The 12,763-nt window shown below is 73.2% G+C and carries 10 protein-coding genes and 2 pseudogenes; 11 read left to right on the top strand and 1 reads right to left on the bottom strand.

The window, feature by feature from the left end; genetic code table 11:
- Window positions 1-197 precede the first annotated feature (197 nt).
- The 7 genes and pseudogenes from ssd to ACH4ZX_RS19855 form a co-directional block, all read left to right on the top strand.
- Window positions 198-1,301, top strand: a complete 1,104-nt coding sequence (gene ssd, locus ACH4ZX_RS19885) for a septum site-determining protein Ssd (protein ID WP_398274073.1) — start codon at window positions 198-200, stop codon at window positions 1,299-1,301.
- Window positions 1,302-1,375: 74 nt separating this feature from the next.
- On the top strand, window positions 1,376-2,617 hold the full coding sequence (locus tag ACH4ZX_RS19880; protein WP_398274387.1) for a TadA family conjugal transfer-associated ATPase: 1,242 nt from the start codon (window positions 1,376-1,378) through the stop codon (window positions 2,615-2,617).
- Entirely contained in the window at window positions 2,593-3,477 is an 885-nt protein-coding gene (locus ACH4ZX_RS19875) for a type II secretion system F family protein (RefSeq protein ID WP_398274070.1), read from the top strand. Before ACH4ZX_RS19880 ends, ACH4ZX_RS19875 begins: the two co-directional genes overlap by 25 nt.
- An 86-nt stretch (window positions 3,478-3,563) precedes the next feature.
- Complete coding sequence (locus tag ACH4ZX_RS19870; protein ID WP_398274067.1) at window positions 3,564-4,355, top strand: type II secretion system F family protein; 792 nt, start codon at window positions 3,564-3,566, stop codon at window positions 4,353-4,355.
- A 164-nt stretch (window positions 4,356-4,519) separates the two neighbouring features.
- Window positions 4,520-4,693, top strand: coding sequence for a DUF4244 domain-containing protein (locus ACH4ZX_RS19865; RefSeq protein WP_398274384.1), 174 nt, complete (start codon window positions 4,520-4,522; stop codon window positions 4,691-4,693).
- A pseudogene (locus ACH4ZX_RS19860) lies at window positions 4,680-5,027 on the top strand (TadE family type IV pilus minor pilin); the annotation flags it as partial. The gene ACH4ZX_RS19865 and the pseudogene ACH4ZX_RS19860, both read left to right, overlap by 14 nt.
- Window positions 5,028-5,191: 164 nt before the next feature.
- A pseudogene (locus ACH4ZX_RS19855) lies at window positions 5,192-5,584 on the top strand (Rv3654c family TadE-like protein); the annotation flags it as partial.
- Here the strand turns inward: ACH4ZX_RS19855 and ACH4ZX_RS19850 are convergent.
- Window positions 5,532-8,099, bottom strand: a complete 2,568-nt coding sequence (locus ACH4ZX_RS19850) for a DEAD/DEAH box helicase (RefSeq protein WP_398274064.1) — start codon at window positions 8,097-8,099, stop codon at window positions 5,532-5,534. The pseudogene ACH4ZX_RS19855 and the gene ACH4ZX_RS19850 sit on opposite strands and share 53 nt — an antisense overlap.
- 80 nt (window positions 8,100-8,179) lie before the next feature.
- Here ACH4ZX_RS19850 and bldG point away from each other — a divergent pair, with 80 nt between their 5' ends.
- The 4 genes from bldG (at window position 8,180) to ACH4ZX_RS19830 (ending at window position 12,575) form a co-directional block, all read left to right on the top strand.
- Window positions 8,180-8,521 carry an anti-sigma factor antagonist BldG gene (bldG, locus tag ACH4ZX_RS19845; RefSeq protein ID WP_003975386.1) on the top strand — a complete coding sequence of 114 codons (342 nt, stop codon included), beginning with the start codon at window positions 8,180-8,182 and terminating at the stop codon, window positions 8,519-8,521.
- Between the two features lie 108 nt (window positions 8,522-8,629).
- Window positions 8,630-9,061 carry an ATP-binding protein gene (locus tag ACH4ZX_RS19840; RefSeq protein WP_398274061.1) on the top strand — a complete coding sequence of 144 codons (432 nt, stop codon included), beginning with the start codon at window positions 8,630-8,632 and terminating at the stop codon, window positions 9,059-9,061.
- A gap of 323 nt (window positions 9,062-9,384) precedes the next feature.
- Window positions 9,385-11,790, top strand: coding sequence for a sodium-translocating pyrophosphatase (locus tag ACH4ZX_RS19835; RefSeq protein ID WP_398274058.1), 2,406 nt, complete (start codon window positions 9,385-9,387; stop codon window positions 11,788-11,790).
- A 194-nt stretch (window positions 11,791-11,984) separates the two neighbouring features.
- Window positions 11,985-12,575, top strand: a complete 591-nt coding sequence (locus ACH4ZX_RS19830; protein ID WP_398274055.1) for a small secreted protein — start codon at window positions 11,985-11,987, stop codon at window positions 12,573-12,575.
- Window positions 12,576-12,763 lie beyond the last annotated feature (188 nt).

The raw sequence follows: 12,763 nt of genomic DNA, 5'->3' as shown, positions 1-12,763 counted from the left end.
CAAGGTTTTCGGGATCGCTGCACCGTGATTCCCACACGTCCCGATCGCGCCGAGTTCGTGACCGGATCCGGTTTGTCGGGCGGGTTTGACCGGTCCGCAGGGGCCGTTCACGGCGGAGCCGCCCGACGGTTCTCCGCACGTTCGGGAAACGCGTGGCCGCCGGGGTCGCGCGAGACACAGCCAAGGGGGACCACAGCATGGCAGGAGCCGTCACACGACAACCACCGGCCGCCGCCTCGGGGCGGCAGGCCGGACCCCTGATCGTCACGGAGGACGTCGACCTGCTCGACGACCTGCTGCGCCTGTGCGCCGCGGCCGGGGCGACGCCCGAGGTCCACCACTCCGTACCGGAACGCGCGGGCAGTTGGGAGGCCGCACCCCTCGTCCTGGTCGGCGACGACGCCGCGCGGCGCGTGCGCGGGGCCGCGCGCAGACGCGGCGTGGTGCTGGTCGGCCGGGACCAGGACGACCCCGGGGTCTGGCGCCGGGCCGTCGAGATCGGGGCCGACCACGTCCTGGTGCTGCCCGACGGCGAGCAGTGGCTGGTCGACCGCATCGCCGACGTCGCCGAGGGCGTCGGCAGGCCCGCCCTCACCGTGGGCGTCATCGGCGGCCGCGGCGGGGCCGGTGCGTCCACGCTCGCGTGCGCCCTCGCCGTCACCTCCGCGCGTGAGGGACTGCGCACACTCCTCGTGGACGCCGATCCGCTGGGCGGCGGACTCGACGTACTGCTCGGCGGTGAGAGCGCCGAGGGTCTGCGCTGGCCCGCGTTCGCCGCATCGCGCGGCAGGGTCGGCGGCGGCGCCCTGGAGGAGTCGCTGCCGCGGCTGCACTCGCTGCGGGTGCTCAGCTGGGACCGCGGTGACTGCGTCGCCGTTCCGCCGCAGGCCGTGCGCGCGGTGCTCGCCGCTGCCCGGCGCCGCGGCGGCACGGTCGTCGTCGACCTGCCCCGCCGCGTCGACGACGGGGTCGCCGAGGCTCTCGCCCAGATCGATCTCGGGCTCCTGGTGGTCCCCGGCGAACTGCGCGCCCTCGCCGCGGCCGGACGGGTGGCCTCCGCCGTCGGCATGGTCCTGCGCGACCTGCGTGTCGCGGTCCGCGGGCCGTACGTCCCCGGGATCGACGACCGCGAGGTGGCCCGCCTGCTCGGGCTGCCGCTGGCCGGCGAGGTGCCCGTCGAGCCGGGACTGCTGCGGCCGGGCGAGGGCCAGGCGCCGCCCGCCGCGGGCGGCCGGGGACCGCTGGCGCGCTTCTGCAAGGGGTTCTGGGAGCGGGCCCTGCTGGAGGCGGGACCGGCATGAGCGTCGACCACGGGCTGGAAAGGGGCGCTTCCCCGGCCGCCGGCGGGGCCACCACGCCGGGCGCCCGCCGGTACATGCCGACGGACGCTTCCCCGGCCGCCGGAGGGGACGGGCGGGACGTGCCCGCGGTGCTCCTGGACGGGGTGCGGCAGTGGCTGGCCGAGAGCGGGGCGGAACCCACACCCGCGCGGGTGGCGCAGGCGTTGCGGGAGCAGGGGCGGGTGCTGGGCGACGCCGAAGTCCTCGGCGCCGCGGTGCGGCTGCGGTCCGAGCTGGTGGGCAGCGGGCCGCTGGAACCGCTGCTCGCCGACGGGTCGGTGACCGACGTCCTGGTGTCGGCCCCGGACCGGGTGTGGGTCGACCGCGGTGGCGGACTGGAGCTGACCGGGGTCTCCTTCCCGGACGCGGCCGCCGTACGGCGCCTCGCGCAGCGGCTGGCCGCGGTGGCCGGACGCCGGCTCGACGACGCACGGCCGTGGGCCGACGCCCGGCTGCCCGACGGGACCCGACTGCACGCGGTGCTGCCCCCGGTGGCGGTGGGCTGCACGTGTCTGTCGCTGCGGGTGGTACGACCGCGCGCGTTCACGCTCGACGAACTCGTCGCGGCGGGCACCGTGCCACCGGGCGGGGACCGCGTGCTGCGGGCCCTGATGGCGGCCCGGTTGTCCTTCCTCGTCAGCGGCGGCACGGGCAGCGGCAAGACCACGCTGCTCAGCGCGCTGCTGGGGCTGGTCGGAGCCGGTGAGCGGATCGTGCTGGCCGAGGACTCGGCGGAGCTGAGGCCGGATCACCCGCACGTCGTCCGGCTGGAGACCAGACCCGCCAACCAGGAGGGCGCGGGTCTCGTCACCCTCGAGGACCTGGTGCGGCAGGCGCTGCGCATGCGGCCGGACCGGCTGGTCGTGGGCGAGGTGCGCGGACCCGAGGTGGTGCATCTGCTGGCCGCGCTGAACACCGGCCACGAAGGCGGGTGCGGGACGGTGCACGCCAACGCGGCCGCCGACGTGCCCGCCCGGCTGGAGGCGCTGGGTACGGCGGCCGGGCTCGACCGGGCCGCGCTGCACAGCCAGTTGGCGGCCGCGCTGTCGGTCGTGCTGCACCTGGTGCGCGACCGGACCGGACGGCGGCGGATCGCCGAGGTGCACGTGCTGGAACGGGATCCGTCCGGGCTGGTGCGCACGGTGCCGGCGCTGCGGTGGGGCGCGGAGGCGTTCGCGTACGAGCCGGGCTGGGCGCGGCTGCAGGGGCTGCTCGGCGGTGAGTTGTCGGAGGTTGTCGGAGGAGGGATGTCATGCGGTTCTTCACGGGGGACGTGATGGGTCAGGTGGCGGCGGGAGCCGCCGTGGTGTGTGCCGGGGCCGCCGCGCTGCTGCCGGGCGGGTGGCCCGCGGGGGCCCGGCGGGCGCGGGCGCTGCTGGCGGGCGGTGGGGCGGTGGGGGCCGGGCCGCCTGCCTGGCGCCGGGTGGCCGAGGAGTTGCGGCGGGTCCGGGGGCGGCTGGGGGCCGAGTGGTGGGCGCCGGTCGCCGGGCTGGTGCCGGCCGTGCTGGGGGCCTCGGTGCTGCCGGTCGTCGCCGGGGCGGCAGCCGTGCCGGTGCTGCGGCGGCTGCGGCTGGCGCGGCAGGCCCGGCGGGTGCGGGAGCGCCGCGGGGAGGCGGTGATCGCGCTGTGCGGGGCGCTGGCCGGTGAGGTGCGGGCGGGACGGCAACCGGGGGAGGCGCTGCTGCACGCGGCGCGCGACTCCGGAGGGCTCGGGGACGGGCAGGCGGCGGTCCTGGCGGCGGCGCGGTTCGGCGGGGACGTGCCGGGCGCGCTCACGGCGGCGGCACGGCAGCCGGGCGCCGAGGGGCTGCTGGGCCTGGCCGCGTGCTGGCGGGTGGCCGTGGACCGGGGTGCGGGCCTCGCCGCCGGACTCGACCGCCTGGAAGGCGCCCTGCGCGCCGAGCGTGACCAACGTGCCGACCTGCGGGCGCAGTTGGCGGGGGCGCGGGCCACGGCGGTGATGCTCGCCGGACTTCCGGTCCTGGGCCTCGCGCTGGGCACCGCCCTCGACGCCGACCCGCTGCACGTGCTGCTGCACACCGGCGCCGGGCTGGGGTGCCTGCTGATCGGCGGGTTGCTGGAGGGGCTGGGGCTGTGGTGGGCGATGCGGATCGTGCGGGGAGCGGAGGCGGGGTGAGCGGGAGCCGGGCGGGCGGGCTGCTGTCTGAGGCCGGGGCGGTTGGCGTGAGAGCGGGTGCGGGGTTGGCCGGGAAAGGGGTCGGCGTGGGTCCGGAAGTTGTCCACAGGCTGGGGGTGACGCTGGGGGCGCTGCTCGCCCTCGGGTGGCTCGTGCGGTGGCTGGAGAGCGTGCGGCGGAAACGGAGGGTGCGGCGGCGGTCGGCCGCGCTCATGGCCGGAACCGGGGTGAGGACGGCGCCAGCGCGGTGGGAGGGCCGGGATCTTGCGCGGCGGTGGCTTCCCGTGGCGGGCGCGGCGTGCGCCGGGTGGGTGCTGGCGGGCGGTGTCGCCGGGGGCGTCGTGGGATCGGCCGCCGGCGGCGGGCTGTGGTGGTGGCGTCGTCGGCAGGCCGCGGCCGCGGACCCCGTGGAGGCGGGCGACCCGGGTGAGGCCGCACGGCAACTCCCGCTGGCCGCCGATCTGCTGGCCGCCTGCAGCGTGGCGGGCGCCGGACCGGTGGCAGCGGCGCAGGCTGTCGGCGAGGCCCTGGGCGGGCCGGTGGGGGAGGCGCTTGCGAGGGGCGCCGCGGAGGCGCGGCTCGGGGGCGAGCCGGCCGAGGCCTGGCGGCGGCTGGGCTCGCTGCCGGACGCCGGGGCTCTGGCCCGGCTGCTGGAACGGGCCGATGTGTCCGGACTGCCCGCCGCCGGGCCGGTCGCGCGGCTCGCCGAGGAGGCACGCGCCGACTGGACACGCGCCGCGACGGCGCGGGCCCGGCGGGCGGCCGTCATGGTCACCGCGCCGGTGGGCCTGTGCTTCCTGCCCGCGTTCATCGCGGTCGGCGTGGTGCCCGTGGTGATCGGTCTCGCGGGCGGAGCGCTGGGAGGGGGCGGCCGATGACGGACGACTGAACCGGCGACGAGCGACGGATGGCCGACAGAACTGATCACTGCTGATCCTTTACGGGGGTCGAGATGTGCAAGACATACAAGACGCACAAGACACGCAAGACATACAAGACGCACAAGGCGTACAAGGTGGTACGGGCGCGGCTGCGTGGCCTGATGGGCGGGCTGCGCGCGGTGCGCGGGGACGCGGGGATGGTCACCTCGGAGTACGCGATGGGCATCGTCGCGGCGGTGGCGTTCGCGGTGGTCCTCTACAAGGTGGTGACGAGCGGGGCCGTCAGCGCGGAACTGCAGGGCATCGTGAAGCGGGCCCTCGATGCGCGGATGTGAGAAGGAGACCGACCGGGGGTTCGTGACGGCGGAGTCGGCCATGGTGCTGCCCGTGCTGGTGATGTTCACGATGGCGCTGGTGTGGGGCCTGCTGGTGGTGGCCGCACAGATCCAGTGCGTGGACGCCGCCCGGACGGGCGCCCGCGCGGCGGCCCGCCAGGATCCGCCCGACGCGGTTACCGCCGTCACCCGTGAGGCGGCGCCGCGCGGCGCGAAGATCACCGTCGGCAGGGAGGGCGGCAGGGTCCGCGTGGTCGTCGAGGCGAAGCCACCGGCGTTGCACGGCCTGCCGTTCGAGCTGCGAGAGGAAGCCGTGGCGCTGGCGGAGGACACGACCCCGGGGTCGGCGACGGGGACGGCGGAGGACACGACCCCGGGGACGGCGGCGGAGACGAACACGGGGACGACTGCGGGGTCGGCGACGGGGGCGGTCGTGGGGCCGGCCAGAGGGACGGCGGAGACGCCCTCGGAGGCGGCCGGGGAGACGGCGGTGGAGCCGTGACCGGTGGGCGTGCAGGGCCGTGGCGGGCCCTGCTCCGGGGCGGTGACCGAGGGTCCGCCGGTGTCTGGAGCGTCGGCGCGATCGGCGTCCTCTGCGTGGTGTTCGGCGTCGTGCTCGCGCTGGGGCAGGCCGTCGTGGTCCGGCACCGAGCGGCCGGCGGCGCCGATCTGTCGGCCCTCGCGGCGGCCGACCACTGGTCCGGCGGTACCGCGGCGGCCTGCGCCCGGGCCTCCCTGGTGGCCCGGGCCCAGGGGACACGGCTCGTGCGGTGCGTGATCGTCGGCGAGACGTCGGACGTGACGGCGGCGGCGGGCCGGGGGCCGTTCGAGGCGGAGGTCAGGGCACGGGCGGGGCCTGCGGGGTCGGCACCGCCTGGGCCCGCGCCGGGGAATCCGGCCGCTGCGGTGCCGTCTCCCCGTCAGCATCCCCGCGCGTCTCCCCGTCTGTCTCCCGCTCCTGCGGAGCACCCCGCAGCAGCACCGTGAGCAGCCGTACCGCCCCTCTCTTGTGCAGCGGGTCGTTGCCGTTGCCGCACTTGGGGGACTGGATGCACGACGGGCAGCCGGCCTCGCACTCGCAGGCGGCGATGGCCTGGCGGGTGGCGGTGAGCCAGGCGCGGGCGGTGTGGAAGGCGCGCTCCGCGAAGCCCGCGCCGCCGGGGTGGCCGTCGTAGACGAAGACCGTGGGCAGGAGCGTGTCGGGGTGCAGCGGGATCGACACGCCGCCGATGTCCCAGCGGTCGCAGGTCGCGAAGAGCGGCAGCATGCCGATCGACGCGTGCTCGGCGGCGTGCAGGGCGCCGCCGAGGATCTCCGGACCGATACGGGCGGCGTCCAGCTGGTCCTCGGTGACCGTCCACCACACCGCGCGGGTGCGCAGCGTACGAGGAGGGAGGTCGAGCTTCGTCTCGCCCAGCACTTCACCGGTGATCAGGCGTCTGCGTAGGAAGGAGACGACCTGGTTGGTGACCTCGACGGAGCCGTAGCACAGACGCCCGTCGCCCCAGGGGACCTCGATGTCGGTCTCCAGAACGGAGATGGACGTCGTGTCGCGGGCCACCGTCGCGTACGACGGGCTCGCCTGCTCGACCAGGGCGACGGAGTCCTCCAGGTCGAGGGAGCGGACGAGATACGTGCGGCCCTGGTGGAGGTGGACCGCGCCCTCGTGCACCGTGGTGTGCGCGGCGCCGGCGTCGACCGTGCCGAGCAGCCGGCCCGTCCCGGCCTCGACGACCTGGACCGGGCGGCCGCCTTCGCCGCGGATGTCGGTGAGGTCGGCGGCCCGTTCCCGGCGCGTCCAGTGCCAGGCCCTCGTCCGGCGGCGCAGCAGCTTCGCGGCCTCCAGCTGGGGGAGCAGTTCCTCGCACGAAGGGCCGAACAGCTCCAGGTCCTCCTCCGTCAGCGGCACCTCCGCGGCGGCCGCGCACAGGTGCGGGGCGAGCACGTACGGGTTGTCCGGGTCGAGGACCGTGGACTCCACCGGCTGGTCGAACAGCGCCTCCGGGTGGTGGACGAGGAAGGTGTCCAGCGGGTCGTCGCGGGCCACCAGGACGGCCAGCGCCCCCTGCCCGGCCCGCCCCGCCCGGCCCGCCTGCTGCCACAGGGAGGCGCGTGTGCCCGGATACCCGGCGATCAGTACGGCGTCCAGGCCCGAGACGTCGATGCCGAGTTCCAGGGCGGTCGTGGCGGCGAGGCCGAGGAGTTCGCCGGACTGCAGCGCCTGTTCGAGGGCGCGGCGCTCCTCGGGGATGTATCCGCCGCGGTACGCCGCGACACGCCGGGCGAGTGAGCGGTCGACCTCGGCGAGCCGCTCCTGGGCGATCACCGAGATCAGCTCGGCGCCGCGCCGGGAGCGGACGAAGGCCACCGATCGCACGCCCTGCACGGTGAGGTCGGTGAGCAGGTCCGCGGTCTCGGCGGTGGCGGTGCGGCGGACGGGGGCGCCCTTCTCGCCCCGCAGGTCGGTCAGCGGCGGCTCCCACAGGGCGAACACCAGTTCACCGCGTGGGGAGGCGTCGTCGGCGACCTCGACCACCGGCAGCCCGGTCAGGCGGCGGGCGGCCACCGAGGGCTCCGCGGCGGTGGCGGAGGCCAGCAGGAACACGGGCGAGGCGCCGTAGCGCGCGCACAGGCGGCGCAGCCGGCGCAGCACCTGGGCGACGTGCGAGCCGAAGACGCCGCGGTAGGTGTGGCACTCGTCGACGACGACGTACTTCAGCGCCTTCAGGAAGGAGGACCAGCGGGCGTGGGAGGGCAGGACGCCCCGGTGCAGCATGTCGGGGTTGGTCAGCACGTAGTTGGCGTACTGGCGGATCCACTCGCGTTCCTCGAACGGCGTGTCGCCGTCGTACACGGCGGGACGCACCGCACTGCCCAGAGAATGTGAAAGTTTTTTCACGGACCGGCACTGGTCCGCCGCGAGCGCCTTCGTCGGGGCCAGGTAGAGCGCGGTCGCACCGCGGCCGTTCGGCGCCTCGGAGCCGTCCAGCAGGGCCGACAGCACCGGGACCAGGTACGCCAGGGACTTGCCGGACGCCGTGCCGGTGGCGACGACAACCGAGTCGCCGTCCAGGGCGTGCTCGGCGGCCTGTGCCTGGTGGGCCCAGGGGTGCTCGATACCGCAGTCCCGCAGCGCCGCGATGACCTCGGCACGGATCCGGTCGGGCCAGACGGCATGGCGGCCCTCACGCGGGGGCAAGTGCTCCGTATGAGTGATGCGCGAAGCCCGGCTCGGCCCGGACCCGAGCCGGTCCAGGACGGTGCCCGGCGCGAGCCGGGAGGCGGGCGCCGTGGGGATTCGATCGGATCGGTGATTCTCGGCCATCGGCATCGAGTGTGTCACCGGCGTGACGGACAATGGGACCAAGGCGTCGTGCACGCCTGCCGGTAAGTGATTGAATGCCATCGCGGCTGGCGAACCGTCCTGGGGGCTCCGCCGAGGTGTCCCGAGGGGCGACCGCTCGATAGCAAGGTGCTGGAGGATCCGTGGACCTGTCCCTGTCGACCCGTACCGTCGGCGATCGTACGGTCGTCGAGGTCGGTGGCGAAATCGATGTATATACCGCGCCCAAGCTGCGCGAGCAGCTGGTCGAGCTGGTGAACGACGGGAGTTTCCACCTCGTCGTCGACATGGAGGGCGTGGACTTCCTCGACTCCACCGGTCTCGGCGTGCTGGTCGGCGGACTGAAGCGGGTGCGGGCCCATGAGGGCTCGCTGCGCCTGGTCTGCAACCAGGAGCGCATTCTGAAGATCTTCCGCATCACCGGCCTCACCAAGGTGTTCCCCATTCACACCTCGGTCGAGGAAGCGGTGGCGGCGACCGACTGACCACCGCTCCCCGGAGATCTTGGCCGGGGCGGCAGAAGGAAACCAAGGGGGTTCGGGCTTTCGGTGGCCCGGACCCCCGGACGGCACGCCCAGTTCCGAGGGGGATGCATGGCCACCGTTGAACTCCGCTTCAGCGCGCTGCCCGAGCACGTCAGGACCGCCCGACTGGTGGCGGCAGCGGTGGCGCGCAGGGCCGGAGTGGACGAGGCCGTCCTCGACGAGGTCAGGCTCGCCGTCGGCGAGGCGTGCACGCGTGCCGTCGGTCTTCACCGCAACGGCGGCATCGCCGCGCCCGTCACGGTGATGCTGATCGAGGACGAGAAGCAGTTCTCCATCGAGGTCGGCGACGAGGCGCCGCGCTCGCTGCCCGGGGAAGCCGGATCCGGCGCCGCCGGCGAGGACGCGGACACCGACGAGGACGAGATGGGTCTCGCGGTCATCAGCGGGCTCGTCGACGACGTCGAAGTGAGCGCGGGGGAGCACGGCGGGTTGATCCGCATGACCTGGCCGACCACACCGCCGGCCGTCCTGCTTTCCTGAATCCCACCCCGCGTCTCCGCACCCGAAGGGCCCTACACGTTAGGGCCCTTCGGCATGTCAGGGCGCGCTTTCTGTGCCTACAGTGGTCTTGTGCGACGGATTCGTGAAGCAATTCACGAATCCGTCGCGCGAGAAATCGATCGTGTCCTGTCGGCATCAATGCCTCTGAGGCATTACTCCATTCGAGTCCGGTGATCTGTCGTCGATCATTTGCTGAACAGCATGTGAGGACCGATTCCGTTTACCACGCACTGTTTTGATCAGGTCCGGGTACCTAGAATCCGTCCACATCTTGAGCTCAGCCCAAGCGTCAAGGAGGACGAATGGCGGGGCTTTCTACCCCTCATCAGTTGGACCACTCCACTACCTTCGCAGCCGCGGTGCTGACCGACGACAACCGTGTCATCGTGGCGGTCATCGCGGCCGTCGCGCTGGCCGCTCTCGCCGTCGCGGGCATTCTGGTGCGCCAGGTGCTGGCAGCGGGCGAGGGCACCGACAGCATGAAGAAGATCGCCGCGGCGGTACAGGAAGGCGCGAACGCCTATCTGGCCCGGCAGTTGCGCACGCTCGGCGTATTCGCCGTGGTCGTGTTCTTCCTGCTCATGCTGCTGCCCGCGGACGACTGGAATCAACGTGCCGGCCGATCGGTGTTCTTCTTGATCGGTGCGGCGTTCTCGGCCGCCACCGGTTATATCGGCATGTGGCTCGCCGTGCGCAGCAATGTGCGCGTGGCCGCGGCGGCACGGGAAGCGACTCCGGCGGAAGGCGAGCCGGAAAAGGATCTCACCACCGTCTCGCACAAAGCCATGAAGATCGCTTTTCGCACGGGCGGCGTCGTCGGCATGTTCACGGTGGGGCTCGGTCTGCTGGGCGCCTCCTGCGTGGTGCTGGTGTACGCGGCCGACGCGCCGAAGGTGCTCGAAGGCTTCGGCCTCGGGGCCGCCCTGATCGCCATGTTCATGCGTGTCGGCGGCGGCATCTTCACCAAGGCCGCCGACGTCGGCGCCGACCTGGTCGGCAAGGTCGAGAAGGGCATTCCGGAGGACGACCCCCGCAATGCCGCGACCATCGCCGACAACGTGGGCGACAACGTCGGCGACTGCGCGGGCATGGCGGCCGACCTCTTCGAGTCCTATGCCGTGACCCTGGTCGCCGCGCTGATCCTCGGCAAGGCGGCCTTCGGCGACTCGGGGCTCGCCTTCCCGCTGATCGTGCCCGCCATCGGCGTGCTCACCGCGATGATCGGCATCTTCGCGGTCGCCCCGCGGCGCACCGACCGCAGCGGCATGTCCGCGATCAACCGCGGCTTCTTCATCTCCGCGGTGATCTCGCTCGTGCTGGTGGCGGTGGCCGTCTTCATCTATCTCCCGTCCAAGTACTCCGACCTCGACGGGGTCACCGACGCGGCGATCAGGGCCAAGGACGGCGACCCGCGGATCCTCGCGGTCGTCGCGGTGGCGATCGGCATCCTGCTGGCCGCCGTGATCCAGCAGCTGACCGGCTACTTCACCGAGACGACCCGTCGTCCGGTGCGGGACATCGGCAAGACCTCACTCACCGGCCCGGCCACCGTCGTGCTCGCCGGTATCTCGGTCGGCCTCGAATCGGCCGTCTACACCGCCCTGCTGATCGGCCTCGGCGTCTACGGGGCCTTCCTGCTCGGCGGCACGTCGATCATGCTGGCGCTGTTCGCGGTGGCGCTGGCCGGCACCGGCCTGCTCACCACGGTCGGTGTGATCGTCGCCATGGACACCTTCGGGCCGGTCTCCGACAACGCGCAGGGCATCGCCGAGATGTCCGGCGACGTCGAGGGCGCGGGCGCGCAGGTGCTCACCAACCTGGACGCCGTCGGCAACACCACCAAGGCCATCACCAAGGGCATCGCCATCGCCACCGCCGTCCTCGCGGCGTCGGCGCTCTTCGGCTCGTACCGCGACGCGATCACCACCGGGGCGCACGACGTCGGCGAGAAGCTCTCCGGATCCGGCGCGCCGCTGAACCTGATGATGGACATCTCGCAGCCCAACAACCTGGTCGGCCTCATCGCGGGCGCGGCGGTCGTCTTCCTCTTCTCGGGGCTGGCGATCAACGCGGTGTCGCGGTCGGCGGGCTCCGTGGTGTTCGAGGTGCGCCGGCAGTTCCGTGAGCACCCCGGGATCATGGACTACAGCGAGAAACCGGAGTACGGCAAGGTCGTCGACATCTGCACCAGGGACGCCCTGCGGGAGCTGGCCACACCGGGTCTGCTGGCCGTCATGGCGCCGATCTTCGTCGGGTTCACGCTCGGCGTCGGCGCGCTCGGCGCGTACCTGGCGGGCGCGATCGGCGCCGGCACGCTGATGGCGGTGTTCCTCGCCAACTCCGGTGGTGCCTGGGACAACGCCAAGAAACTGGTCGAGGACGGGCACTACGGCGGCAAGGGCAGCGAGGCCCACGCCGCCACCGTGATCGGCGACACGGTGGGCGACCCGTTCAAGGACACCGCCGGTCCCGCGATCAACCCGCTGCTGAAGGTGATGAACCTGGTGTCACTGCTGATCGCGCCCGCGGTCATCAACTTCAGCTACGGCGCGGACAAGAACATCGGCATGCGGATCCTGATCGCGGTCCTCGCGCTGCTGGTCATCGTCGGAGCGGTGTACGCCTCCAAGCGGCGCGGCATCGCCGTGGGCGACGAGGACGACGCCGAGAAGGTGTCCAAGCCCGCGGATCCCGCGGTGGTTTCGTAGGCGGCCTTCCGGGCGCCTGTTCAAGGTGCGGGCGGACGGCGCGTGTTGACGCGTCGCCCGCCCGTTCCGTTTGTGCGCGCGGCCCTGCCGTGAGCCTTCTCTCGCCTGGTGCAAATGGCCCTATTGATGGTCATAGCGGATGCCCGTCCTGCGGTTGACGTCCGTCCGGCGTGTATGTTCCGGGGCCGTAAGCCATGGAAGGGACCAATCCGGTGAACAAGAAGCTCGCGGCCGCGCTGTCCGGCGGTGCGGTACTGGTACTGGCGCTGTCGGGATGCAGCAGCGACGACGGCAACGAGAAGCTGGATGCCTGGGCCAAGCAGGTCTGCGACGCCGTACAGCCGCAGGCGAAGAAGATCGAGGCCGCCAACGCCGCGATCCAGAAGGAGACCTCGGACAACAGCACGCCGGCCCAGGTCCAGAAGACCGACGCGCAGGCTTTCCAGGACATGTCCGAGGCCTACAAGGCGATCGGGGACGCCGTCGAGAAGGCCGGGGCGCCGAACGTCGACGACGGTGAGAAGAAGCAGAAGGACGCCGTCAAGGAGCTCGACGGCATCGCCGCGTCGTACGCCTCCCTGAAGGAGCAGGTCGACGGGCTCGACACCAAGGACCAGGCCAAGTTCGCCGACGGTCTCAAGGACATCGCGACCTCGCTGGACAAGCTGAGCAAGTCCGGCAACGACGCGCTGAAGACCCTGGAGGAGGGCGACGTCGGCCAGGCGATGGCCAAGCAGCCCAGCTGCAAGTCGGCCTCCGCGTCGGCCGCGGCGACGACGGGCTGAACCGGCGGGGCCCGGGGCGATGGGCTGAACCGGCGGGGCCCGGGGCGATGGGCTGAATCGGCGGGCCCCGGGGCGATGGGCGGCACGCGTGCGTGTGACGACGCCGGGTGCCCGTGCGCGCGTGCCCGCGTGCCGGTGCCGTCCGCACAGGCGGGCGTAGGTGCGTTGTCCGTCCGAACGGACACAAT

The sequence above is a fragment of the Streptomyces sp. NPDC020490 genome, assembly GCF_044335305.1.
GTDB lineage: Bacteria > Actinomycetota > Actinomycetes > Streptomycetales > Streptomycetaceae > Streptomyces.
This window is presented reverse-complemented; position numbering and strand designations above follow the sequence as displayed.

What these genes read in the sequence shown, in the direction of transcription:
- ssd (WP_398274073.1), top strand. Translation starts at nt 198, where the DNA reads ATGGCAGGAGCCGTCACACGACAACCACCGGCCGCCGCCTCGGGGCGG.
- ACH4ZX_RS19880 (WP_398274387.1), top strand. Translation starts at nt 1,376, where the DNA reads ATGCCGACGGACGCTTCCCCGGCCGCCGGAGGGGACGGGCGGGACGTG.
- ACH4ZX_RS19875 (WP_398274070.1), top strand. Translation starts at nt 2,593, where the DNA reads ATGCGGTTCTTCACGGGGGACGTGATGGGTCAGGTGGCGGCGGGAGCC.
- ACH4ZX_RS19865 (WP_398274384.1), top strand. Translation starts at nt 4,520, where the DNA reads ATGGGCGGGCTGCGCGCGGTGCGCGGGGACGCGGGGATGGTCACCTCG.
- ACH4ZX_RS19850 (WP_398274064.1), bottom strand. Translation starts at nt 8,099, where the DNA reads ATGGCATTCAATCACTTACCGGCAGGCGTGCACGACGCCTTGGTCCCA.
- ACH4ZX_RS19840 (WP_398274061.1), top strand. Translation starts at nt 8,630, where the DNA reads ATGGCCACCGTTGAACTCCGCTTCAGCGCGCTGCCCGAGCACGTCAGG.
- ACH4ZX_RS19835 (WP_398274058.1), top strand. Translation starts at nt 9,385, where the DNA reads ATGGCGGGGCTTTCTACCCCTCATCAGTTGGACCACTCCACTACCTTC.
- ACH4ZX_RS19830 (WP_398274055.1), top strand. Translation starts at nt 11,985, where the DNA reads ATGGAAGGGACCAATCCGGTGAACAAGAAGCTCGCGGCCGCGCTGTCC.